This is a genomic window from Haladaptatus marinus, from assembly GCF_051194195.1.
This window is the reverse complement of sequence record NZ_JBLZNK010000003.1, coordinates 273,184-295,503: the sequence shown is the minus strand read 5'-3', so window position 1 is coordinate 295,503 and position 22,320 is coordinate 273,184. Positions and strand designations below refer to the sequence as shown.

The 22,320-nt window shown below is 58.2% G+C and carries 21 protein-coding genes; 8 read left to right on the top strand and 13 right to left on the bottom strand.

The annotated features are described in order from the left end of the window. The first annotated feature begins 137 nt into the window (after positions 1 to 137). The 4 genes from glpA to ACN2TU_RS07275 all read left to right on the top strand — a co-directional run bounded on the left by glpA (position 138) and on the right by ACN2TU_RS07275 (position 4,889). Complete coding sequence (gene glpA / locus ACN2TU_RS07290) at positions 138 to 1,811, top strand: anaerobic glycerol-3-phosphate dehydrogenase subunit GlpA (RefSeq protein WP_435154310.1); 1,674 nt, start codon at positions 138 to 140, stop codon at positions 1,809 to 1,811. After that, entirely contained in the window at positions 1,801 to 3,093 is a 1,293-nt protein-coding gene (gene glpB / locus ACN2TU_RS07285) for a glycerol-3-phosphate dehydrogenase subunit GlpB (protein ID WP_435154309.1), read from the top strand. The genes glpA and glpB overlap by 11 nt, the downstream gene beginning before the upstream one ends. Further along, a complete protein-coding gene (locus ACN2TU_RS07280) occupies positions 3,090 to 4,427 on the top strand; it encodes an anaerobic glycerol-3-phosphate dehydrogenase subunit C (protein WP_435154307.1) in 1,338 nt (445 codons plus the stop codon). Before glpB ends, ACN2TU_RS07280 begins: the two co-directional genes overlap by 4 nt. Before the next feature lie 102 nt (positions 4,428 to 4,529). After that, entirely contained in the window at positions 4,530 to 4,889 is a 360-nt protein-coding gene (locus tag ACN2TU_RS07275) for a hypothetical protein (RefSeq protein WP_435154306.1), read from the top strand. On the opposite strand, the gene ACN2TU_RS07270 is transcribed toward ACN2TU_RS07275, so the two are convergent. From ACN2TU_RS07270 to ACN2TU_RS07230, 9 genes are all read right to left on the bottom strand, one after another. Next, complete coding sequence (locus tag ACN2TU_RS07270; protein WP_435154304.1) at positions 4,870 to 4,986, bottom strand: rubrerythrin-like domain-containing protein; 117 nt, start codon at positions 4,984 to 4,986, stop codon at positions 4,870 to 4,872. The two genes, ACN2TU_RS07275 and ACN2TU_RS07270, sit on opposite strands and share 20 nt — an antisense overlap. 92 nt (positions 4,987 to 5,078) lie before the next feature. Continuing rightward, positions 5,079 to 6,011, bottom strand: coding sequence for a DUF368 domain-containing protein (locus ACN2TU_RS07265; protein ID WP_435156149.1), 933 nt, complete (start codon positions 6,009 to 6,011; stop codon positions 5,079 to 5,081). Between the two features lie 138 nt (positions 6,012 to 6,149). Then, complete coding sequence (locus ACN2TU_RS07260; RefSeq protein ID WP_435154302.1) at positions 6,150 to 9,218, bottom strand: oligosaccharyl transferase, archaeosortase A system-associated; 3,069 nt, start codon at positions 9,216 to 9,218, stop codon at positions 6,150 to 6,152. 53 nt (positions 9,219 to 9,271) lie between these two features. After that, positions 9,272 to 10,747 carry an oligosaccharide flippase family protein gene (locus ACN2TU_RS07255; RefSeq protein ID WP_435154301.1) on the bottom strand — a complete coding sequence of 492 codons (1,476 nt, stop codon included), beginning with the start codon at positions 10,745 to 10,747 and terminating at the stop codon, positions 9,272 to 9,274. A 46-nt stretch (positions 10,748 to 10,793) separates the two neighbouring features. After that, complete coding sequence (locus tag ACN2TU_RS07250) at positions 10,794 to 11,738, bottom strand: glycosyltransferase family 2 protein (protein WP_435154299.1); 945 nt, start codon at positions 11,736 to 11,738, stop codon at positions 10,794 to 10,796. Beyond that, entirely contained in the window at positions 11,731 to 13,056 is a 1,326-nt protein-coding gene (locus ACN2TU_RS07245; RefSeq protein ID WP_435154298.1) for a sulfatase-like hydrolase/transferase, read from the bottom strand. The genes ACN2TU_RS07250 and ACN2TU_RS07245 overlap by 8 nt, the downstream gene beginning before the upstream one ends. Before the next feature lie 3 nt (positions 13,057 to 13,059). Further along, positions 13,060 to 13,737 carry a glycosyltransferase family 2 protein gene (locus ACN2TU_RS07240; RefSeq protein ID WP_435154297.1) on the bottom strand — a complete coding sequence of 226 codons (678 nt, stop codon included), beginning with the start codon at positions 13,735 to 13,737 and terminating at the stop codon, positions 13,060 to 13,062. A gap of 3 nt (positions 13,738 to 13,740) precedes the next feature. Continuing rightward, positions 13,741 to 14,862: a glycosyltransferase gene (locus ACN2TU_RS07235; RefSeq protein ID WP_435154296.1), complete on the bottom strand. Its 1,122-nt coding sequence runs from the start codon at positions 14,860 to 14,862 to the stop codon at positions 13,741 to 13,743. Positions 14,863 to 14,955: 93 nt separating this feature from the next. Continuing rightward, positions 14,956 to 16,098: a glycosyltransferase gene (locus tag ACN2TU_RS07230; protein WP_435154294.1), complete on the bottom strand. Its 1,143-nt coding sequence runs from the start codon at positions 16,096 to 16,098 to the stop codon at positions 14,956 to 14,958. Positions 16,099 to 16,203: 105 nt separating this feature from the next. Between ACN2TU_RS07230 and aglJ the strand changes: the two genes are divergently transcribed. Continuing rightward, the gene (gene aglJ / locus ACN2TU_RS07225; protein WP_435154292.1) at positions 16,204 to 17,115 is read left to right on the top strand and encodes an S-layer glycoprotein N-glycosyltransferase AglJ; all 912 of its coding nucleotides are present in this window, start codon (positions 16,204 to 16,206) and stop codon (positions 17,113 to 17,115) included. Between the two features lie 20 nt (positions 17,116 to 17,135). On the opposite strand, the gene ACN2TU_RS07220 is transcribed toward aglJ, so the two are convergent. Further along, positions 17,136 to 17,759, bottom strand: coding sequence for an RAD55 family ATPase (locus tag ACN2TU_RS07220; protein WP_435154290.1), 624 nt, complete (start codon positions 17,757 to 17,759; stop codon positions 17,136 to 17,138). After that, positions 17,753 to 18,418 carry a MinD/ParA family ATP-binding protein gene (locus ACN2TU_RS07215; protein WP_435154289.1) on the bottom strand — a complete coding sequence of 222 codons (666 nt, stop codon included), beginning with the start codon at positions 18,416 to 18,418 and terminating at the stop codon, positions 17,753 to 17,755. Before ACN2TU_RS07215 ends, ACN2TU_RS07220 begins: the two co-directional genes overlap by 7 nt. A gap of 82 nt (positions 18,419 to 18,500) precedes the next feature. On the opposite strand from ACN2TU_RS07215, the gene pyrB reads away from it, so the two are divergent. From pyrB to ACN2TU_RS07200, 3 genes are all read left to right on the top strand, one after another. Further along, positions 18,501 to 19,412, top strand: coding sequence for an aspartate carbamoyltransferase (gene pyrB, locus ACN2TU_RS07210; RefSeq protein ID WP_435154288.1), 912 nt, complete (start codon positions 18,501 to 18,503; stop codon positions 19,410 to 19,412). Then, entirely contained in the window at positions 19,409 to 19,870 is a 462-nt protein-coding gene (pyrI, locus tag ACN2TU_RS07205; protein WP_435154287.1) for an aspartate carbamoyltransferase regulatory subunit, read from the top strand. The genes pyrB and pyrI overlap by 4 nt, the downstream gene beginning before the upstream one ends. Positions 19,871 to 19,946: 76 nt before the next feature. Then, positions 19,947 to 20,672: a hypothetical protein gene (locus ACN2TU_RS07200; RefSeq protein WP_435154286.1), complete on the top strand. Its 726-nt coding sequence runs from the start codon at positions 19,947 to 19,949 to the stop codon at positions 20,670 to 20,672. Between the two features lie 21 nt (positions 20,673 to 20,693). Here ACN2TU_RS07200 and ACN2TU_RS07195 read toward each other — a convergent pair whose 3' ends face one another. Both ACN2TU_RS07195 and ACN2TU_RS07190 read right to left on the bottom strand, forming a co-directional pair. Beyond that, positions 20,694 to 21,308, bottom strand: a complete 615-nt coding sequence (locus ACN2TU_RS07195) for a VOC family protein (protein ID WP_435154285.1) — start codon at positions 21,306 to 21,308, stop codon at positions 20,694 to 20,696. Between the two features lie 46 nt (positions 21,309 to 21,354). Continuing rightward, positions 21,355 to 22,269 (bottom strand): FKBP-type peptidyl-prolyl cis-trans isomerase, encoded by a 915-nt coding sequence (locus ACN2TU_RS07190; RefSeq protein ID WP_435154284.1) that lies wholly within the window; start codon positions 22,267 to 22,269, stop codon positions 21,355 to 21,357. Between the last annotated feature and the right edge of the window lie 51 nt (positions 22,270 to 22,320).

The following is a 22,320-nucleotide window of genomic DNA, read 5'->3' as shown; positions in this document are numbered from 1 at the left end:
GAGTGGAGTCTGTGTGCGAACTGGTTCGTAAGCGACATCGATAGGTACGGACGAGCAATCTTGGAGGTGCACAATATTTTATCTATACTACCCCTACTGTCGGTAAACTCAAGTGGACTCCAACTAACTATCGAAACATGGCAATCGACGCCGAAGTGCTCGTCGTGGGGGGAGGCTCGACGGGCACGGGTATCGCCCGAGACCTCGCAATGCGGGGTCTCGATGTAACGTTGGTGGAAAAGGGCAACCTCACCCACGGAACGACGGGCCGGATGCACGGCCTGCTCCACAGCGGCGGCCGGTATGCCGTCTCCGACCAAGCCAGCGCGACGGAATGTATCGAAGAAAACCGCGTCCTACGGGATATCGCCAGCCACTGCGTCGAGATGACGGGAGGGCAGTTCGTCCAGTTGGAGGACGATTCCGACGACTATTTCGAGGAGAAACTCCGCGGCTGTCGGGAGTGTGGCATCCCCGCCGAAGTGCTTTCGGCGAAGGAGGCCCGCGAGCAGGAACCCTACCTGACGAACGACGTGAAACGCTCCATCGCGGTTCCCGACGGGGCCATCGACCCGTTTCGACTCTGCGTCGCCAACGCCGCCGACGCGGAGATGCACGGTGCGCGAATCGAGACGCACGCGGAAGTGACGGACGTTCTCGTGGACGAAAACGACGTGGTCGGCGTCGAAGTGCGCCACGAAAGCGGGCCGGGCAAGCGCGACCACGCCAGACCCGGCACGACCGAGGAAATCCGCGCCGACTACGTCGTCAATGCCACCGGTGCGTGGGCCGGACAACTCGGCGAGATGGCGGGCGTGGACATCGAAGTTCGGCCCTCGAAGGGTGTGATGGTCGTGATGAACTGCCGACAGGTAGATACGGTAATCAACCGGTGTCGACCGAAAGGCGACGCCGACATCGTCGTCCCGCACGAGACGACGGCGATTCTCGGCACGACGGATGAGGAGGTGGACGACCCGGAAAGCTACCCGGAAGAGGAATGGGAAGTGGACATGATGATAGACGAGTTGTCGAAACTCGTGCCCATCCTACGCGACTCCCGAACGATTCGCTCGTTTTGGGGCGTTCGTCCGCTTTACGAACCACCGGGAACCGGGACAACCGACCCGACCGATATCACGCGAGATTTCTTCCTGTTAGACCACGAGGAGCGCGACGACCTCACCGGATTGACCAGCATCGTCGGCGGAAAGTTCACCACGTATCGGATGATGGCGGAGCAGATTTCCGACCACGTCTGCGACCAACTCGGCGTCCGTGGTCGGTGTCGAACCGCCGACGAACCGCTCCCCGGAAGCGAGGATTTCACGCTTCTCCGCGATTACATGGACGACTTCGGGATTCGCTCGCCCATCGGTCGGCGGAGCGTCCAGCGACTCGGCAGTCGGGCGGACGAAGTTCTCACGACTGATGGGCCGAACCCGGTTCTCTGCGAGTGTGAAGCCGTCACTCGCGCCGAAATCCAGGACGCGATCGGCCAGTCCGGAACCGACCTGAACGCGGTTCGAATCCGAACCCGTGCCTCGATGGGCAACTGTCAGGGCGGAATCTGTTGTCACCGAATGGCCAACGAACTCCATCCGAATCACGACGAACCGACCGCCCGCGAGGCCTTGGACGAACTGTTTCAGGAGCGCTGGAAAGGCGAGCGACACGCCCTCTGGGGCGAACAGCTCTCACAGGCCGCGCTGAACTATGCGCTCCACGCGACGACGATGAACCGGGACGGCAAAGACTCGGAGACGGACATCGATTTCGCCGCCTTCGATGGAGGACGAAATGGCGATTGAGGACGACGTGGTCGTCATCGGGGGTGGTCTGGCCGGGATGGCAACCGCGTTGTCCGCGGCCCGTGAAGGGTCGCAGGTCAGACTGCTCTCGCACAAAGAGAGTACCCTGCGGTTTGCAAGCGGCCTCATCGACGTGCTGGGCTACGTCGGGGACGAAATCGTCTCGAACCCGTTCGAGACGATTTCGGAGTTGCCGGACGACCATCCCTACCGGAACGTCGGCGAGGATGGCGTCCGAGACGGACTCTCCCTGTTCGATTCCATTACCGACTACGTGGGTGGTCACACCGACCGAAACGCGCTCGTTCCGACCTTCGGCGGGAACGTGAAACCGACCGCACGCTACCCGAAACACACCGCGCCCGGATTGGCCAGCGACGCGCGAGACACCCTGCTCGTCGGATTCGAAACCGTCGTGGATTTCGATGCACCGTTGGCCGCCGCCCATCTCGCGGAAACGGTTCCGTTCGACGTTCGCGGCGTCACGCTTTCGTTCCCCGGGGAGTTCCGAACCGACGCCCGTATCACCCGCCTCGCTCACGCACTGGACGAAAACGAGCGCGTCGAACGCGAGCGAGACGATCGAACAGGGTCGGGCGTGACCGAATCCGTCCCGGTTCGAATCGCCCTCGCGGAACGAATCAAACCCCATCTCCGCGACGCGGAGCGGATCGGTTTCCCCGCGATATTGGGTGAAGAACACCCCGACGAGGTTCGAAAGACCCTCGAACGCAAGTTGGGCGCGGCGGTGTTCGAAATCCCGATGGGGCCGCCGAGTCTTCCCGGAATGCGACTCGAATCCCAATTCGAACACGCGCTTCGGGGGGCGGGTGTTCGAACGACGAGCGGCAATCCGGTCGTCGATTTCGAAGCTGATGACGATATTTCGGCAGTCATCGTGGAACGAAACGGTGCACGGGTTCCGTTCCACGGCGAGCAGTTCGTGCTGGCGACGGGGGGGCTGGTCGGCAAGGGAATCGATTCCGACCGCAGTGGCGTCCGGGAACCGATTTTCGACTGTTACGTCCCCGCCCCCGAAAACCGGTACGACTGGTTCGAAGACGGAGCCTTCGACGACCACTCGTTCGCCCGATTCGGATTGCACCTTGACGACGAACTGCGACCACTCGATTCGACGGACAGCCCGGAGTTCCGGAACCTCCGTGCTGTCGGCGGCGTTCTGGGTGGATACGATTTCTCTGCGGAGAAGTCCGGAAGCGGAGTCTCGCTGGCGACCGGCGTCATCGCGGGACGAAACGCAAGCGACGAGGTGAATTTATGAGTGAAAAAGAAGCGGAACGACGAGACCCAGCCGAATTGCAAGACGTGTTCACTGGCGAATCAATCGACCTCAGACCGGGGTCGGACGACTGTTACAAATGTTCCACTTGCGATACGGAATGCCCTGTCGCCGAGGTTGACGACGATTTCCCCGGACCGAAGTTCCAAGGGCCGGAGCAGTGGCGACTGAAGCGCAAGGGTGACCACGACATCGACGATTCGGTGATGGCCTGTTCGAACTGCATGCGCTGTGATAACGTCTGTCCATCGGATGTTCCGCTCTCGCAGATGCACAACACGGCTCGGGGCGACTACGTGGACGAGCAGATGTCGAAGTTCTCGCGGGAGTACATTCGAAATCGGATTCTGTCGAACTACGGCAGACTCGCCCCGCTCGGCGCGCGATTCCCACGACTCGCCAACTTCGTTATGGGGCTATCGGTGACGAAGTTTGTGAACGAGAAAGTGATGGGAATCACGGGTGAGCGCGATTTTCCCGAATTTGCGACGCAGACGTTCACCGAGTGGTGGGCGGAGCGCGGTGGCACAGCCACCTCGAAAAAACGAGCGCAAGAGGCGCGAGAACGACGAAACGAAGCGACGTCCGAAAAGTGCGTCGCCTACTTCCACGGCGACTACTCGAACTACAACACGCCCGAGGTGGCGAAAGCGATGGTTCGCGTCTACGAGCAGTTCGGCTACGAAGTCGTCGTTCCCGACCAGCGCTGCTCCGGCACCCCAATGTTCGCCAACGGGATGCTTGACGATGCGCGTCGCGCCGCGAAGTTCAACGTCGAAACCTTCGCCGCGCTGGTCGAACAGGGCTACGACGTCATCTGTTCGTGTACGTCGTGTTCGATGGCGCTTCGACAGGAGTACCCCGAACTCTACTCGTTCGATGGCACCGCGAAAGTCGCCGCGAACACATTCGATGCCGTCGAATATCTCCGCATTAACGAGGATTTGGAAGGCGAACTCGCCGACGCTTCGGTTCCGGAATCGGAGTTCGGCGAGCTGGCCTATCACGCACCGTGTCACGCCAGGAATCAGGGACTCGACGGCCAGGCCGTCGAACTGCTTTCCGCGCTCGACGGCACCGACCCGGTGGACGTGGGCGACTCCTGTTCGGGTATCAGCGGCACCTACGGATGGAAATCGGAGAAGTACGACACGTCGATGAAAATCGGCGCGGAGATGTTCGAACACATGGAGGACGTAGAAAGCGAGACGGGCATGACCGAATGTCCGACCTGCGCGATGCAGATGAACCACGGCACGGGCTACGAGATTCGACATCCACTCGAAGTGCTGGACGCGGCGCTCGTGGACGCCTGAGCAACGTCCGACTTTTAGTATCGAAATCGATAGGGAGCCCTCTATACCGATACGTATCACTCCCCAGGAACGTTTTAGCCGAAGGGGTTACTGTACTCTCCCGTGTTCGATACCCTTCACCGCGAACTGGCGCTGTTCGAACGGGCGCTCGGAATACTCACATTCGTCCGCGAGGACACCCCAATCGGTATTCGTCGTCTTTCGAGGAAATCCGGCCACGAACACCACGAAACTCGTGCCGCACTTCGACTGCTTGAAGACGAGGGGTTCATCGAAGCGACGCCGGAGGGTGCGGTGCCGACGAAGCGAGCGGAGATGTTTTTCGCCGGTTTGGACGACTCGCTCGACGACGTCTCGGCACGATTCGACGCGCTCTCCGGTCTCCCGGCCACGCAGCCAGTCGAACTCGTACAGTCACCTGAACTCGAACGGGCACCCGAAGTTACTCACGCGAAACGCTGACGTTTCGCATCTCGCCGCCACATTTCGGGCATTCACCGGGATGTTGAAGCGCACTCACTCGCTCCCCGCAGTTTTCACACTCGTAGGTTGCAGTCATCTCGACAGAACTACGCCGGGAAGTCAGATAACTCTGGTTCTCGGTTGAAGATCGTTCACACCGACATCCGATGTGTGCAAAATCGGTTCGCGTCAGTAGTCGAGGTCGTCCGTGTAACGGTCGAGGAGAAGGACTGCACCGCCACCGATGATTGCCGCGAGGACTGCACCGCCGAGCACCGTCGGTGTCCACGCGAACGTATCCGCCGCAAATATCTTTTCGACGGGGAACCGAAGTGCGCCGACCATCAGACTGACGAGGAAGGTAAGCGTCGCCGCCCGATAGTGATCGAGTGCCCACGAGACGATTTTCGAGATCGTCAAAACGCCAATACCTGCGCCGAGTATAAACGTGATAACAACCATTCCGGGCGCAACGAGGGCATCGAAACTCCCGCCGTCAAGCAGGGCCACGACTGCGTCTTTGAACCCGTGCAGATTGCGTGAGAGGTACTCGTACTGTCCGAGGAGATAGAGAATGAGCGCACCGGAAATCCCCGGCAACACCATCGCACTGATGGCAATCATGCCGGTGAAAAAGACGAACGGAAGGGGCGTCGAACCCCCGCCCTGCTCGACTGCACCGGCCACGAGGAACGCGAGGACGAATCCCCCGATGGCCGCACCGACCTGTCCCGGCGTCTCGACCGAAACCTCGTCGTAGAGGATGATGGCCGACGCGGCGATGAGTCCGAAGAAGAAGGCAAAGAGGAGTACTGGAACCTGTTCGCTCGCGAGCGTCACCAATCCCGTTACGGTCATGATTGCGGTCGCGATTCCCGCACCGAGCGCGAGAAGGAACGCGAGATCCATTTCCGCGAGCATCTCCCGAACTTTCGTACGTTCGTCCGGTTTGTGAATTTGGAAGACGCTCGTCACGATTCGTGGATCGAACGACGCGACTGCCGAAATGAGTCGTTCGTAGATGCCGGTAATGAGGGCAATCGTCCCGCCGGAGACGCCGGGCACCGCGTCGGCGGCACCCATACAGACACCCTTCAGATAGATGGTCAATAGGGCACGCATCGCTCCCGGGTTTCCGGGCCAATCAAAAAACGATTCCCATCCACGTTCGACCCCACTGGATTCTCGTTCGTCTCCCGTCACTGTGTCCCGGTACGAGAGGCGTGAATATGAGGATGGGGGCCGGAAAAAGAATTCAGTTCAGTCGCGGCGGGCGACGACCAGCGTGGCGGCGTACGCACCGACGAGACCGGCACGCGTCAATGGCGACGCAGGGTTGGGGAGCGAACTCGACTCGTTTCCGGTCGAGTTGTTTCCGACCGACCCGTTTCCAGCGGACGAGTTGCCGTCAGTTTGGTTGCCGGGCGTGCTCGGGCCAGCAGAGTTGTTTCCGGTGGAGTTGTTCGCACCGCTGACCGGAATCGTCTGTTGCTGGTCAACCGACACCGTGACGGGGCTGTCGTCCTCGCCGAGCACCTGTCCTTCGGAGACCTGTGCCGTTCCGTTGGTGAACTGGAAGCCATCGCCACCGGATTTCATCGGCGTCCGGAACTCGTACGGGCCGGTCGCACGAACGCTGACGTTTGTGTACCCTTTGTCAGTTCCCCACTGGTCGTAGCCAGTCGTGGAGTACGGCAGAGTCATCGTGAATTTGCCGTTCTGGTCGGTTTTGGCGTGCTGCGTATAGGTGAACGTGCTTCCCGTATCCGTCTTCATCTGCACCGAGGCCGTGATGTTGGTATTCGCCGGGCCGGTTCCCTGCACCGTCGCACCGGGGACGCGTTCGAACGTCTTTACCCACGATGGAGAGGTGCGGAAGTAGTCTTGCCCGCCGACACCGGCTTGCTGGAGCAGGCCCAGTCGCTGACGAAGGATTTGGTAGTGTGAGTACACCTGCGTTGATTGCGATTGGCTCTCTTTCACGACGCGGTAGTGTTGGAGCGCGGGAATGCGCTCGCTCGGGTACGGCCCGATTCCGCCGATTTGTGACGTCCCACCGGGGTCGTTTCTGACGTACTCGCGGGCCTTCTGCATCGAGTCGAACCGTTTTATCGTCGTGTCGTTCGCGTTCTGGGACACGAAGCTCGGCGTCACTTTGTACTGCACGCCGTTCCGTGTCGTCGTCTCCCAATCCATAACGATGGGTTTCGGCTCGACCGAACTGCCGTGGTAGCGGTACAGTCGAACCATCATGCTGTCGTAGTACGGCTGTTTGTGGCGAGCGAACCGACCGTTTTGGGAGTAGATGTAGTCGAAGTAGGTTCCGGACGAAACGCCTTCCTTGAACACGGTCGGCGCGAAGAACTTGACGTTCCCTTGCTGGCCGTTCGTCTCGACCATCTTCCAATCGACTATTACGTATTTCGTCTGCTCGTTTTTGTCACCGAGTTCGTCGAGCACTCCGTTCGCCTCGGATTCGTTCTGGGCGAGCAGGTAGTTCGCGGCCGTGGTCGCACCCTCCTGGAACGGGTTAGCGTTCGGGATTCGTTCACCTTCGACCGTAATCCAGTGCCCGTAGTCCCACCACGACATGACGCCGTAGGTTCCCTGCTTGTAGTCGTAGTCGCCGTCGCCTTCGGTGTAGGTGCCGTAGTATTCCATCTCGTTTCCGGCACCGGCGTAGTTGCCTTCCTGTGGCGTGTTCGTCTGCATCCAGTTCAGCGTGCCATCCCACTGCGTGACGTCGCCGGGAGCGGTGCTGTTACCCATCTGGGTTGCAGTGGCGGTTCTCGTGTTGCCAACCTGAACCGGCATGACCAGTCCGGGGATGACGAGCATCACGACGAAGACGACTGCCAACACCTGGTAGATTTCGACGTTCCGAATCGTATCGCGGGCGGAACTGTCGAATCCGACGACCCTGAGTATCCACCCGAAGAGGTAGGCGTTCAGCACCGCGACGGGAACCGCGAGATAGTAGTTGAATCGAACCTGCGTGAACGCGGCGGCGATAATAAACGCGGTCCAGACGAGCACGAGAAGCTTTTCCGCTTCGTGCTCGTCGACCGACAGCGAGCGCCAGACCATCACCAGCGCGCCGACGATGGCGGTGAAGAACATCAGGCCATACTGCGGAATGACGGCGGATGCGAGCGATTGTTGGCCCTGCAAGAACGGCTGTGCTTCGCCGATGGTTCGCTGTGCCGCGCCCGCGTTGAATCCGATAAACCTGACGAGATTAGTCTGAATAAGGTTGAAAAGATTCGGAAGTGCGACGGAAACGACGAGCGTGCCGACGGTGAGAATTCCGAAAATTGCGACGGGATAGAGCATCGTCGAGATGTCGCGGTCGTCCCATTCGCGGGCCAACCACGTCATGAACCCTGCGCCGATCGAGATGGCGAATGCGATGAGCGGTTGGAGGAGGGAGAACTTCGTCGTGCTGAATGAGGCAGATCCGAACGGGACGAGCAAGAGGAGACCCGTCACGCCCATGCTAACCGTCGCGACGAAGGCGAGGTGGTCAGGACTGATGCCGCGAACGTAGTCCGCGGTCAGTTTCAGCATGAAGAACACGCCGAAGATACCGATGAGGAGGACGCCCGGTGGCCACGTCCAGAGGTAGAGCGCCGTAGCGATACCTGCGAGAACGCTGTAACCCAGCGGACGGCGAACCGCCGCGAAATCACGGTCGGCCAGCAGTTCGAAGACGGGGCGTTCCCGTTCGGCGACCGAGACGGCGACCATCATCGCTAGCACGGCGAGCGTCTGGAAGAATGGCTCGACGACGTTGTGGTCGGAGAAGCCGACCAACCCACGTCGGAGGAATTCGCCCGGAATCAACACCAGGACGAGAACGCCGAACAAGCCGCCGAGACGGCCGCCCAGTCGCTTCCCGACGAAATAGGTCGGGAGTGCAACGAGCGTACCGAACACTGCTGGAGCGACCAGCAGCGTCAATTCGACTGTATGTGGTGATGGGTTGCCGAGACCGACGATTAGCGCGGCAGTAGCGACGAGTTGGTCGTAGAGAGTGCCAAACTGGCCGACGCTCGTTCCATATGGGTAGTACGTCCACGGGTCGAACGGCATCGTCGCGGGCCAGTTGTTGACTGTGTACTGTACTTGCCGAAGATGGTACCATGCGTCGTTACCGGAGAAGAACACCTCTCCGTTGACGATGAATCTGTCGTAGGACTGCAGTCGCACCCACAACATGAATCCCAGCAGCAGCGCGAGTGCAGGGATATGGTACCAGTCTTCTATCTGGTCGAGGACGGAATCAGCGAGATTGGAGGATTCCTCGACCTGTTCTGTGCCTTGGCTCATCGAGTGATAGGTTTGGCAAAGTGGGGATAAGCCTTATGATGGCGCTCTGGAGTTTACCAATTTAGGATACGGCTTGGGACGTATGGTTCGAGACGAGAACCATTGAGAATGCCGCCAACGGTGGTGCGCAACTCCGTACTCACGACCAGCAGGGCACTGACGTAGGTCGTCGCACCAACTGCGAGCAAAAACCCGAGGTCGAGCCACGAACTAACCACAATGACATGATCGGCAGCCGAAACGAAGAAGAACATCAGCGCACCGACAGCGGCCTGCGCGCGCAACGGTCGCGGGAGGAGTTCGACCGACGGAATCTCTCGTTTGAGGAGATATGCCGTGGACACGTAGATGAAGCTCTCGGCAACGACAGTTGCGACGACGACGCCGATGGGTCCGAACCAGAGCGTGAGAACAGTGCCGAGTACGACGTTGGCGGCCAATGCGATGCTAGAGATGCGCATGTTCACGTCTGGCCTGTCGAGACCGTTCATAGTTTGGCTGAGCGGTGTCGTCTGCGTTGAAACGAAGCGGTAGGCAGCGATACCGACGACGAGCGATGCTCCAAGCGAATATTTCGGGCCGTACACCGTGGCGATTAGTTTCTCTGGGATAGAAAGCGCACCGAAGAAAATCGGTATGGCGAGAATACTCGCGAAAGCGATTGTGTTGGTGACCTCTTGTCCGACCATCTTTCCCTCGTTCGAGAGTTTGCTGACACGAGGCATCAACCCACTTCCGGCGAGCGTCGCGACGAACGTTGCAGGCATCGTTATCTGTGCCGCCACTTCGTAGTTAGCCGCGGTTGCGGGTACCAACAGCACACCCAACAGAATCACGTCGAGGCGATTATACAGTGTCGCAAAGAAGTCGCTAGGGATACTGTATCGAGCATATCGAATGAGGCTGTAGAGCGTGTCGAGCGACGGAACTGCTGGCCGAACCCGAAGATAGTACAAGACGAACGGGAACATCAATCCTGTCGCTCCCGCGAGACCGTACACCATTCCGTCCGCACCATATCCCGCGAGGACGAAGACGAAAACGACCTGCAACGGAAGCGTAAGATACGACCGGAGTGCATCTATCCACGTCGCAATTCCGATTTGGCCCCTCGCTTTCAGCACGCGGTCAAACGACTCGTAGTTCGACTCTGACACGATTAGTATCACGAACAAGAGCGGTGCCATTGTGAGGCCACTGTATGAACGTAAGTCGTCCGCAAGCCACAGCGCCACAGTCGCTGCAACAAGAATCCAGATGGCATTGAACAGGAACTGGGCACCGACGATCTCCCGTCGTTTCGTCGTGTCCTCGGAGAACCGTTTCTTGCTCGCGGTTGCCCACCCAGTCAATGGCCTGTCGGCGAGTTTCGTCGCTCCGAACAAGAGGTAATAGCCACCAAACATCGTCGGGCCGAGTTCCCGTGCAAAGAGAATACTCGCGAAAAACCCGGTCGCTGCCATTGCGAACTTTGCAATCGTCGCTTTCGCCGTCTCGCCGCCGAGATTCACATCTGTGGCTTCGGTCATGGTTCTCCCCTATGGGCGCAGGTCAATTCGAACCTCTTCGAGAGCATCATTTAATCGTGCTCTGCTTTCGTCGAGCGCCCTCGGCCCACGATTTGAAGTCATTCAGCGAACCGTACAGTTGCTCGCCCAACACCGAGCGGAGTAACAGGCGGTAAAACGGCCACTCACTCGGACACGAGGCGATAGCGGATAGAGAATATCGTATCGCACTCCCTCTATTTCCGGCGTCGTAGGCCATCTTCCCAAACTTCCGGAACTTCCAGCCATCCACGTACCTCCGTCCATACCGCTCGACGAGGTCGCTGTGTTTCGCCAGCAGTTGCGGGTACGCCGACCGACGAGCCATTTCGAGGTTGCCGCTCATCTTTCCCGGCGACTCCATCGCATACCGAATCAGCGGTGTCTCGACGCAACCGATATCGTACTCCCGTGCCACGCGGAGATACCACTCGCGGTCCTCCCAGAGCAGGAACCGCTCATCGAACTTCCCAATCGTTTCGATAACTTCTCGACCGACCAGTACACCAGAGGGAGGACCGACGACGTTTCGACAGAGCAGTTTCCGTAGCAGGTCACCATCGATGTCGGCCTCGGCGACGAATCCAATATCACCGACGCTATCGACCATATATCGCCATGATGTACAGAGACCTACCGTTTCGTTTTGGAAAAACTGCACCTGCTTGGTCGTTTTTTCCGGTTTCCAGACATCGTCGTCGTCGAGGAACGCGAACAAGTCGCCGGACGCGGCGTCGATACCGCGGTTCCGTGCGGTCGGTAACCCCTCTGGTGAGCCACTGTCGAGATACGTCAAATCCGTCTCAATACCCTCGAATGACGGTGGTGACTCATTCACATAGTCCGAATCGTCCACGACCACGATTTCGATGTTCGAGTACGTCTGAGCGTCGATACTTTCGACTGCACGTTCGACTAACTGTGGCCTGTCGAGCGTTGGAACGATCGCACTGACGAGTGGGTCGTCAGGCATAGCCGAGGTCTTCTAGCTGTTCCATTACTTGTTCACTCAACTCGTCGTCGTTGCCATCCGACTTGGTGTAATCAAGGTCTGCGGTTAGCTCCTGAATTCGTTCCTGCGGATCCTCGTATGGCGACGCCCCGATTTCTTCGAACCCGTTGAACGTCTCGAATCCGTAGTACTCACCATTGATTATACCCTCGAATTCCGTCTGGAGGTACTCGATATCGTCGTATCCCTTGTTCTGTAACGCGATGTAGTTCCGGTCGTGGAGGCCGTGATACTCCACGAGATGCTCTCCCTGCTCGACCTCGTCTAATAGATTCCGACCGCGCGTCCCCGCCGGAGCCTCAACGCCCGTTGCGGACAAGACCGTTCGATAGACATCAAGAATATTCACTGATTCGTGAACCGTTTCGACACCGTCCTCACCCGTATAAATCGACAGCGGAACGTGCGTCAACTCGGGATAGATGCCATACATATGCTCCCAAGCGTCGTGCTCACCGAGGAGTTCACCGTGATCCGCCAGGGTTATTATGACGTCGAAGTCCGACTGTAGGGTCTCGAAGATGTCCGCATAGATGTCCGCGAGGTATTGGACGCAATCGTCGTACGCGCGCCGAATTTCCTCCGGAGCGTCCGAAGGTTCGTCGAATGTTGCATCGAGACCACGAATATCGACCTTCGCTCCCGTCGCGTACTCTTCAGGCGGATGGTACGGCGCGTGCGCCTCCATGAGATTCAAAAAAAGGAACTCGTCGTCGCCGAAGTCGCTGTTCGACACGAGGTTGAGTGCGGTCGTCGCCCCGTCGTCGATGGCCTCGTCGTTGTCGTTAGAGTTCCTGAGTTTTAACCGTATCCCTCGTTTGATGGATGAAACTGTGTCGTATTCCCCCAGAACGACCTCTTTCAACGCGTATAGAAACCGTTCCGAACCCATGTCCCTCGTCCGAGCGATGAACTTGTCCCAGTTGAACATGTTCCGCTCCATCCCTTCGAGCCGCCAACTGCCACGGAACATATCGAAGCCCCTATCGGCGTCGAACGTCGGGGAGATGTTCGGGTTCGCGCTGAACATTCTAGTCGTGTACTCCGCATTGGAGAGGGTTTCCGCAAGTAGCGGCGTATCAGTATCGAACAGTTGATTACTGGCATAGATCCCGACCTCGCTGGCGTATTTGCCCGTGAACAGTGAAGCGTGTGCAGGAACAGTCCAGTGGCTCGTACTCCACGCATTTTCATACCTGTGTCCTGGAAGCCAGTCGAAATGTTCGTCGAATTTGTCTTTTCGGAGAGTATCTAGAACGATGAGTGCAACGTTGGTCATTGTTTATCCTCGATGACGGATGGCGTCTACGAAATCCCAGATTCCTTTCCGCCACAGCCAATCATTTATTCGCCCTATCGTCGTGTTCGGTACAATAACGTTTTCGTATCGGTCAGGAAACTCCGTTTGCAGTCGAGCTTCCGCTTCACTGTCGATGGTCGCTCGCGGCAGTTCCGGGTGCATCATACGAACACGGTCGCTGTATCGACACTCGCCGCCGCCATCACGCTCCATGCGCCAACCGAATTCCGTATCGTCCCGCCACCCAGCGTAGTCGCTATTGAATCCACCGACCGCCAGCGCCGTATCCCGATTGAATGAGAGGTTGCAGCCGACATACTTTCGAACTCCGTCGTACGTTCGCCCACCATCCACCCTTCCTTCGAGGCAGACGAGGTTCGGATGCAAACCGAACTCGGTTGCGACCTTCATAAGCCAATCCGTTTCGGGTCGGCAGTCATCGTCGGTCAATGCCACGATTTTGGAATTCGAGGCCTCTATACCGGCATTTCTCGCTTCACAAATGTCGAGGGTGGCGTCGTTTACGACAATAACCTCGAAGTCCTCGAACGTCTGCGATTCGAGATGGGCGATGACTTCTTCGTGGCTGTTCGACGGTATCGTCGGAATGACGACCGAGAGTTGTGGTTTCGGAGCGGTAATCGTGCGTTCGACGGTCATCCATCAGCCCTCCATAGATGCTCGTTCGACGAGGGTCCGTAATCCCTCTTGGAACGCCTCATAGCGGTACTTTTCAGCGTGTTCCTGTATCACGTCGCTATCATACTTGTCCGAATTGAAGCTTCGAACCGCATCTCGTACAGACTCCACAGTTGGCTCGAATACCTCTCCAGTCACTCCCGTTTCGACCTGATATTTTGTGAATCCCTCGTTCACGCCGAGGAGCGGTTTTCCGGCCATCAGTGCTTCGGCACCGACGAGTCCGAAATCCTCTTGCACGGGTGCGTAGATGACCGCTGTCGAACGTGCAACGAGCGATTCGATGTCCTCGACGAATCCTCGAACTTCGATGTTGCCGTGTCCGCATGCGATACGTTCGAGTTTCTCTCTATCTGCACCATTCCCGGCCATGACGAGGCGTTCGTCCAGTTCAGTGAACGCCTCCGCAAGGAGTGGCATTCGTTTTTCCGGAGCGAGTCGTGACCATGTTACGAAATATCCCTCGTCGCCTTCGTTGCGCCAATCACCAGTAACAGGGGGATAGACGACTTCAGCGTCGCGATGATAATATCGTTTGATGCGGTCACGAATCAGCTCGCTGTTGGCGACGAAAGTATCGACGTAGTCGTTCGCTTCCTTGTCCAACGCACGCCACCACTTCGCGTAAGCTTTCAGTGCGAACCGAATTCCAGGATAATCGAACGAGTCCATCCGGTCGCGGTAGAGGTCGTAGAGCCATCGTGGCGGGCTGTGTGGATAGTGAATAATCGTTTGATCCACAGTCGGAACGTAATGTTTCGAGAGGGGTGCACTCTCCAAAATCACATCGTATTTCGTGAGGTCGGGATGGGCATCGGTCATGTCCATTGCCACGGAGAGCGTTTCGAGTGGATTCGACCCCTCGTTCTTCCACGCGAGGAGATGTTTCGACAATCCACTCGCGTATTTCTCTTGTTTAATAGGGATAACGCGCACGTCGTCTGGAATTTCAGTACCGGGATAGACGTACATCGTATAAATTGGTGCATCGAGAGTGCGTGCCGCCTCGATAGCGAATTTTTCACCACCACCAATCTGCGGAAATCGGTCGTGGAGAATAGCAATCGAGGGTAAATCGTCCGACATTCCTTACGATTTTGCAGTCTTCTTAGACTACATAAGACTTCTCACTCGCATCTCTTACCTAACATTAGAATGATTCTATAGCCAGTATTCGTCTCACTCGAACGCTTCGCGCAGTTCCTCGTCGATTTCCCACGTGCCATCACCTTCACCACGCAGCAGTTCCAAACTCGCGCGGAACAGCGACACTTGTGCGTCGAAGATGGCATACAGCGGTTGCAGCGGGCCGAGTCGGTCGCTCCCACCCAGTCGAACGAAGGCCGCAAGCGCACCGGGGACGACCAGACCAAATGGCCCCGCCGCGACCAGCGCAGCGCCCGTCAACAGTCCAATCGCCAATACGACCAACCACGGTGAGACGATCATGAACCACCAGTTGAACGGAAGCACGAGTCCGCCGTAGTTGCCGTACTTTCCGAGCGCGTCCCGATGCTGAAAGAGGAGTCGAATCAGACCCATACCACGTCGGTCTTTCTGCAACCTGCGCTTTTTGAAATCAGAATGGGATGGCTCGCGGAAACGAATATCCGGGTCAAAGACGACTCGCTTTCCGTTTCGGCGAATTTTCAGCGCGAGTTCGGTGTCATCAGCAAGAGAGTTCGGGTCGAGCGGAACGATGGCGTCGTTCTCGAACGCGGAAAACGGACCGTGAAAGATGAGCGTCGAATCGAGGTGTGATTCGAGCGTCTGGACGTGCGCCTGCACGCCGCGATAGCCTTCTTCGACTTCGCTGCCGCCGAGGACATCCGTGCTCCGTCCGGTGACCGCTGCGATGCCCGGATCAGCGAGGTTCGCCGCCGCGACATGGAGCGCGTCGTCGGCCACGAACGAGTCACAATCGGTTTTGACAACCATTTCGTTTTCCGCTGCGGCGTAGGCATCGTTGAGCGCCGGGGCGAGACCACGGCGCTCTTCCTCTTCGATGAGTGTCAGCGACGGATGTTCGTAGTCCGCGAGGTAGTCACGAATCAGGTCGGGCGTTTCGTCGTCGCTCGAATCCACGACGACGAGTTCGACCTTTTCCATAGGATAGTCCTGTTCGAGGAGGTCGTCTAGTTTTTTCTCGATGATGTCCGCCTCGTTGTACGTCGGAAGCACGATACTCACGTTCGGTTCTCCGTCCTGTTTCTTTGCGGGCGAACCCGTCGGGCGTATCAACCCATACAACGCGAGGAAAGCAAAATAAGGAATTGCGGCAACCGCGATAACGACCGCGGACGCCTTCGCAAGCCGATTCATATTCGGTGGTTGGGCGGTTCGTTTTAAACATCTATGGATTGTCTAGGTCGGAAATCCGAGAGGAAAAGGTTGGGCTTTTAGCCCCCCGTGTCTATCTCCCCGACAATGCCCGACTCCGAGGACGTGTGCGTGCTCATTCCAACGTTGAACGAGGCCGAGACTATCGGCGACGTTATCGACGGATTTCAGGAGCAGGGCTTTTCGAACATTCTCGTCGTCGACGGCAGTTCGGACGACGAGACTCAGGAAATCGCGAAATCCCGTGGTGCCCGCGTCATCGAACAGGCCGGAGTCGGAAAGGGGCAGGCAGTTCGTGAGGGAATTGAGAACGTCGAAACCGAGTACGTTCTGATGCTCGACGGCGACGGCACGTACAAACCCGATGACGCCGAGGTGATGCTCGAACCGCTCGACGACGGCTACAACCACGTCATCGGCGATCGGTTCGCCAACATGGAAAACGGATCGATGACGCGGCTGAACCAGTTCGGCAACCGACTCATCAATCAAGCGTTTTCGGTCATTCACGGCCAAGACTTTCAGGACATTCTCAGCGGATATCGCGCGTTCTCCCGAAAATCCGCTGAACGTGCGTATCTCACATCCGACGGGTTCGGCGTCGAAACCGAACTGGCGGTCGAATGTGTGAAACACAGCGTTCCGACGACCGTCGTGCCGATTACTTACGAGGAACGTCCCGACGAGTCGGAGACGAACCTGCACCCCATCTGGGACGGTGGGGACATCATCATGACCCTCTATCAACTCGCGAAAACGAACAATCCGCTGTTTTACTTCGGGAGCATGGGGATGCTTAGCGGCCTCATTGGAGTTATCGTGGGAATTTACGTCGGCGTCGAATGGTTTATCCCGCCCCGAGTTTCACACGAGGTTCTTGCCGTGGTTGCCGGAGTAGCCATCATCTTCGGCGTGCAGTTGCTCATGTTCGGCGTCTTATCGGATATGATCGTTACGCTCCACCGAGAACAGATGCGGCGGATAGACGAACGCCGGTAACCCCCTCGATTTCCCTATTCTCACGCGATATCTCGGCTCGTGTCGATAGCAACGAATTCGGTGAGTTCGAGTTTGATGGTCTCGGGAAGTGCACGCCCGCCGCGGAACTTCGGCACCGCCAGCCGATTCTCGACTCGGTCGCCGGAAATCTCGGTGTGCAGTTGGAACACCACATCGACGGCGTGTTCCGTTATGTCACGCTGATTGGGGACGTTTCGTCCATCGAGACAATGAAGCACGGCAAGGCTGTCGGTTCCCCGGACATGGGCCTGCAGGTCGTGGAGAAAATTCCGATAGCGAGTCGGATCTTCGCGTTCGAGCAGATTTACAGGATCGACGACGAGCGTCGAGTCACTCGGTAGTCGTTGAAACAGTCGTCGAGCGTGGTCGAGCGGAGCATCTCCCGGGATGTAGCGAACCTCGGGCGTCCGACGACCGGATGCACGACGGAATCCTGCACTCACCGACTCCTCGTCGCGGTCGGTCGTCAAGTACTGCGTGGGGCGACTGAGCGTGAACTCAGACAGCAAGAGTTCGGCTTGACTGGCGGGTGGAGCGCAGAGGGCGACCGTGCTTCCCGGTGGAAGTCCCCCGTCGAGTTTCCGGTCAAGCACCGGAATGCCAGTCGAAAGTCGATCTAACATAAATGTGATGGTTTCGACAGTGTCCATAAGTGTTTGGTCAAGATGGTTGACGCGAGGGTGTCATACGCCCGAACGACCTGTTTGTGGGTGAGAACGGGTGCACCGACCGCAGGAACAGTTACCAAGACCGGACAGTCGAGCAGTCGCTCGATGCCGGACGGAACGTTGTTTGCACGGGTGAGAACGCACCCGACGACTGGGGTGCCGAGCGTGCGCGCCATCGCTGCCGTCTTCGCCGTGTCGCGGAGGCTTGCCGGGTCGGGTGTCGTCACCAATAATGCGTACTCCGCGACTTGAAGGGGTGTCACCGCATCCGGCCCTGCTCCGGCGGGACAGTCCACGAGGACGTGGTCTGCGTCGTCGGTAAGTCTGGCGAGCGCGGCGGGAAGGTGGACGGTTTCGTCCACGGACTGTGGCGCTGGCACGACTTCGACACCTGAAAGGTTCGGCGGTGGATGCGCGGCGTCTTCGACATTTGTACCGTTTTCGATGGCCACGAGCCCGGGGCGACTATCCACGTCGGCGAGGAGGTACAAATCCGGCATATCGAAGTCCGCATCCACTGCGAGCACCGTCCGTCGCGTTTTGCCCAGCGCTCCGGCAAGTCCGAGGGTGGTCGTCTTTCCACACCCACCCTTTCCTCCGACGATAGCGAGCATGGCGGGATTGGTTCCGTCATCTAGTATAAAGTTCAGGTGCGACCCGTGCCTTTCAAGACTGGTGGTAACCCGTGTTCAAACGATGCGGCACGACCACCTCATCGACACGAAACAACTCGACCGCGCGGATATCGAGAACCTTCTCGACCGCGCGGCCGAGATTGACGCCAATCCGGGGGAGTACGCTAATCGGCATGCGGGAAAACTCCTCGGCTTGATGTTCTACGAACCGAGCACGCGGACGAAGATGAGCTTTGAAACCGCCATCAAGCGCCTTGGCGGGGATATCGTCGATATGGGTTCCGTCGAATCGTCCAGCGTGAAGAAAGGTGAAAGCCTCGCCGACACCACCCGAGTTGTCGAAGGCTATTCGGACGCGCTCGTTCTTCGCCATCCGAGTCAGGGTGCAGCAAAGATGGTGGGCGATTTCGTGGATGTTCCACTCCTCAACGCGGGCGACGGGGCGGGGCACCATCCGACACAAACCTTGCTCGACCTCTACACGATTCGGGAGAACGCCGGGTTGGACGACATCACTATCGGCATCATGGGCGATTTGAAGTACGGACGAACCGTTCACTCGCTCGCGCACGCGCTGACGAACTTCGACGTTCGTCAGCATTTCATCAGTCCGAGAAGTCTCCAACTCCCGCGAAGCGTTCGGTATGACCTCCACGAGTCGGGTGCGAACGTCCGCGAACACACCGACATCGAGGATGTACTTCCGAACCTGGACGTGCTCTACGTGACACGCATCCAGCGCGAACGCTTCCCCGACGAAAACGAGTACCGCGAGGTTGCTGGCGAATACCGTATCAATATGGAGACGCTGGAGGGCGCGTCGGACGAATTGACCATCATGCATCCGCTCCCGCGCGTCGATGAAATCGCGCCCGAGGTAGACGATACGGAGTACGCGACCTACTTCGAGCAGGCACACAACGGTGTCCCAGTGCGTATGGCGATTCTGGATTCCATGCTGGAGGAACAATGAGCGACCACGAACTTCGCGTCAGTAAGATTCGAAACGGCACCGTTATCGACCACATTCGCGCCGGACAGGCGCTCAACGTCCTCGCCATCCTCGGTATCGACGGCACTGACGGCGAGGCAGTGAGCGTCGGGATGAACGTCCCGAGCGACCGCATGGGACAGAAAGACATCGTAAAAGTCGAGGGCAAGGAGTTGAGCCAGAACGAGGTGGACGTACTCTCGCTCATCGCGCCCGACGCGAGTATCAACATCATCCGCGAGTACGAAGTGGCAGAAAAGCACCGCTTAGAACGCCCCGAAGAAGTTCTCGGTGTCCTCTCCTGTCCGAACAGCAACTGTATCACGACGAAAAACGAACCCGTCGAATCGAAATTCGAGGTGTTGGAGGACGGCGTCCGATGTGAATACTGCGAAACCATCATCCGAAGCGACCTCGCCGCACATATCAGCGTCAAGTGATAAATGGCGGCCTAACCCCCCAAACTGGCGAAAACAGTCGGTCTGGTTTATGCCGTCACTCGAACTTGTGGCGTATATGAGAATACCAATCGGGCAGCGGACTGCGGTCGTATCTGCTCTCGTTTTATCGATTCTCCTCGCCCTGTCGGGAGTCACATCACCCGTCAGTAGTGTCAATTCGAACCCGAGTTCGAAACCGAACGTCGGCGACGGTTCCGAAACGAACATCGACCGATTCGAACAGTTCGGTCAGCTCGGACAGTACAAAGTCTCCATCGACAATGCGACGATTCGAACGTGGGCACTGCGAAACGTGACTGTACGAAACGCGACGGTCGATACCGTCCGCGTTCGACGACTCCAAGCGGACGGTGAAGTCCGTCGAAACGTCACACTGCGTAACGTCGACATCGCTGAACTGGAAATAGAAGACGGAACGCTGAACAACGTTACCGCACAGCGAATCGTCGTTCGAAATCGCTCCATCTTGAACCTGCCGGGTGGCGACCTCTTCGACCCGGGCGTGAAAGATCGTGTCATTGAGCGAACCGTCCTCGCCGATGTGACCGTCGAAGGTGCGAACTTCGATACATTGGTCGTACGGAATATGACCGTTCAGAACGCGGACGTGCCGGAGCGCGCCGACCGATCACCCGTCCCGCCTGCCGCGACGGATCCCTCGTCAGCGCCCCGGCCCGCGGTGGTTCTCCAGAATGGAACCGTCGAATCAGCAGTGGTTCGCAATGCCACTGCAGGAGCGTGGTCGGCGACCGAAGTTGACAGGGGAAATCCGGCGGAGTAATCGGAAGGGAGGGGTCGACGGTCAGAGCAGGGCTACCGTTTCGACCCACGCCGCATCCGAAAACGCGCTTCCATCCAGTCGAAATCGGGGTACCTGGACGTCGTCACTCTGGCGAATTGAGAGACCCGGAACGGTTCCAAATACGGATTCGAATTCGTGGTTCGTGGGTTCGTCCCCGTCAGTTTCCGGAGTCGTGAGTTCGACGCGTTCGAAGTGCCCCTTGTCCCACGACCCGAGAGCCGCTTCCACATCGCTGCCATTAGGGTGGAGTTCGACCCGGAACCGCCACGGCGTCATGATGAACGTTCGTCTTCCATCCCGGTCACGAATCGACCAGCCCGCGTCTTCGGCGCGGTCACAAATCGCGTCGAACTCGCTCGTGCAGAGCCCGAGATGGTCGAAGTGTGGGCACGTTCCGGGCGCGAGCGTGATGTTCGCGTAGCCTCGTTCTGCGTTCTGAAGACGGAGCCGAAACCCCTTCGGAGTCGGGTCGTCCGCTTCCAGCGCGTGAAATTCGCCATCGATGTGGCCGAATCGCCGATAGAGCGGGAGGCCGTGGTCTGCGAGTCGAGCTTCCGCACCGCTCACGTCGGGCGTATTGAAGTGGAGATGAAAGAGTCTCGTCGGGGTGTGCATACCCCGACAATCGTTCACATCCGAAAAAAGCGGTTCGATTACAGGTTTACTCTTCGACTTCTTCCGCTTCGTCGTCTTCCGCTTCAAGCTCCTCGACGATTTCGTCCTCGTCGATGTCAGCGTCTTCCAGAGCCTCTTCGAGGTCTGCCTCACCAGCGCCACCCATCATGCCGCCCATTCCGCCCATCATGCCGCCGGCGGAGCCGTCGATGGTCTCCTGCACGATGACGCGGTCGAGGTCGAGTCGGTCGATGACGTCCTGTGCGATCTGCTGTTTCTGGAACATCCACTGCTGGTTCATCGACAGCTGTGGCGTCGCCTCGATGTAGAGCGTCTCCTTTTCGACCGTCTCGGTTTCGCCGTCTTCGTCCTCTTCCTCGACTTCGTCCGTCTGAATCCACATGTCGAGGTCGGCGTCGATGTACATCGAGAACAGGCCTTTTGCTTTCTCGTCCTGGTCATCGACTTCTTCAAGAACTTCGTACTCGTATTCGATGTCCTCACCTGCAAGCGGGTGGTTGAAGTCCACACGCGCGCGGCCGCCGATGATGGTCTCGACGTAGCCCTGCTGGCCGTCGACGTTGACGCGGGCACCGGGGTAGCGGTCGTCTTCCTGAATCTTGTCGGCGCTGACGGTTCGTACTTCTTCGTTGTCGTATTCGCCGAACGCGAGTTCGACCGTCACGTCGCCTTCTGCGCCCGCTTCTTTGCCGTAGATGTCCTCTTCGACATCCTCGAAGATGTGGCCAGCGCCGAGAACGATGGTTCGCGGGCCGAACTCTTGACCTTCGGCTTCGACGCCTTCCTCGTCGGCGATCTCTTCACTGGTCGTGTCGACGAGGTCGCCCTCTTCGACGGTTCGTGCGGTGTAATCGAGGCTGATGAAGTCTCCTTCCTGCAGTCCGTCCTGCGATTCTGTCTCTTCTTCCTCAGCTGCTTCTGCCTCTTGTTCGTCACTCATACACGAAACGACACCCGTTCGCCCCTTAAGAATCACGTTTCGCACCCGAGG

Excerpts from the sequence above, each read along its gene's own strand:
- aglJ (WP_435154292.1), top strand. The coding sequence starts at position 16,204 with ATGCCCGACTCCGAGGACGTGTGCGTGCTCATTCCAACGTTGAACGAG.
- ACN2TU_RS07215 (WP_435154289.1), bottom strand. The coding sequence starts at position 18,418 with ATGCTCGCTATCGTCGGAGGAAAGGGTGGGTGTGGAAAGACGACCACC.
- ACN2TU_RS07220 (WP_435154290.1), bottom strand. The coding sequence starts at position 17,759 with ATGTTAGATCGACTTTCGACTGGCATTCCGGTGCTTGACCGGAAACTC.
- ACN2TU_RS07255 (WP_435154301.1), bottom strand. The coding sequence starts at position 10,747 with ATGACCGAAGCCACAGATGTGAATCTCGGCGGCGAGACGGCGAAAGCG.
- ACN2TU_RS07260 (WP_435154302.1), bottom strand. The coding sequence starts at position 9,218 with ATGAGCCAAGGCACAGAACAGGTCGAGGAATCCTCCAATCTCGCTGAT.
- ACN2TU_RS07230 (WP_435154294.1), bottom strand. The coding sequence starts at position 16,098 with ATGAATCGGCTTGCGAAGGCGTCCGCGGTCGTTATCGCGGTTGCCGCA.
- glpA (WP_435154310.1), top strand. The coding sequence starts at position 138 with ATGGCAATCGACGCCGAAGTGCTCGTCGTGGGGGGAGGCTCGACGGGC.
- ACN2TU_RS07240 (WP_435154297.1), bottom strand. The coding sequence starts at position 13,737 with ATGACCGTCGAACGCACGATTACCGCTCCGAAACCACAACTCTCGGTC.
- ACN2TU_RS07280 (WP_435154307.1), top strand. The coding sequence starts at position 3,090 with ATGAGTGAAAAAGAAGCGGAACGACGAGACCCAGCCGAATTGCAAGAC.
- ACN2TU_RS07245 (WP_435154298.1), bottom strand. The coding sequence starts at position 13,056 with ATGACCAACGTTGCACTCATCGTTCTAGATACTCTCCGAAAAGACAAA.
- ACN2TU_RS07195 (WP_435154285.1), bottom strand. The coding sequence starts at position 21,308 with ATGCACACCCCGACGAGACTCTTTCATCTCCACTTCAATACGCCCGAC.
- pyrB (WP_435154288.1), top strand. The coding sequence starts at position 18,501 with ATGCGGCACGACCACCTCATCGACACGAAACAACTCGACCGCGCGGAT.
- pyrI (WP_435154287.1), top strand. The coding sequence starts at position 19,409 with ATGAGCGACCACGAACTTCGCGTCAGTAAGATTCGAAACGGCACCGTT.
- ACN2TU_RS07250 (WP_435154299.1), bottom strand. The coding sequence starts at position 11,738 with ATGCCTGACGACCCACTCGTCAGTGCGATCGTTCCAACGCTCGACAGG.
- ACN2TU_RS07235 (WP_435154296.1), bottom strand. The coding sequence starts at position 14,862 with ATGTCGGACGATTTACCCTCGATTGCTATTCTCCACGACCGATTTCCG.
- ACN2TU_RS07265 (WP_435156149.1), bottom strand. The coding sequence starts at position 6,011 with ATGCGTGCCCTATTGACCATCTATCTGAAGGGTGTCTGTATGGGTGCC.
- glpB (WP_435154309.1), top strand. The coding sequence starts at position 1,801 with ATGGCGATTGAGGACGACGTGGTCGTCATCGGGGGTGGTCTGGCCGGG.
- ACN2TU_RS07270 (WP_435154304.1), bottom strand. The coding sequence starts at position 4,986 with ATGACTGCAACCTACGAGTGTGAAAACTGCGGGGAGCGAGTGAGTGCG.
- ACN2TU_RS07190 (WP_435154284.1), bottom strand. The coding sequence starts at position 22,269 with ATGAGTGACGAACAAGAGGCAGAAGCAGCTGAGGAAGAAGAGACAGAA.
- ACN2TU_RS07200 (WP_435154286.1), top strand. The coding sequence starts at position 19,947 with ATGAGAATACCAATCGGGCAGCGGACTGCGGTCGTATCTGCTCTCGTT.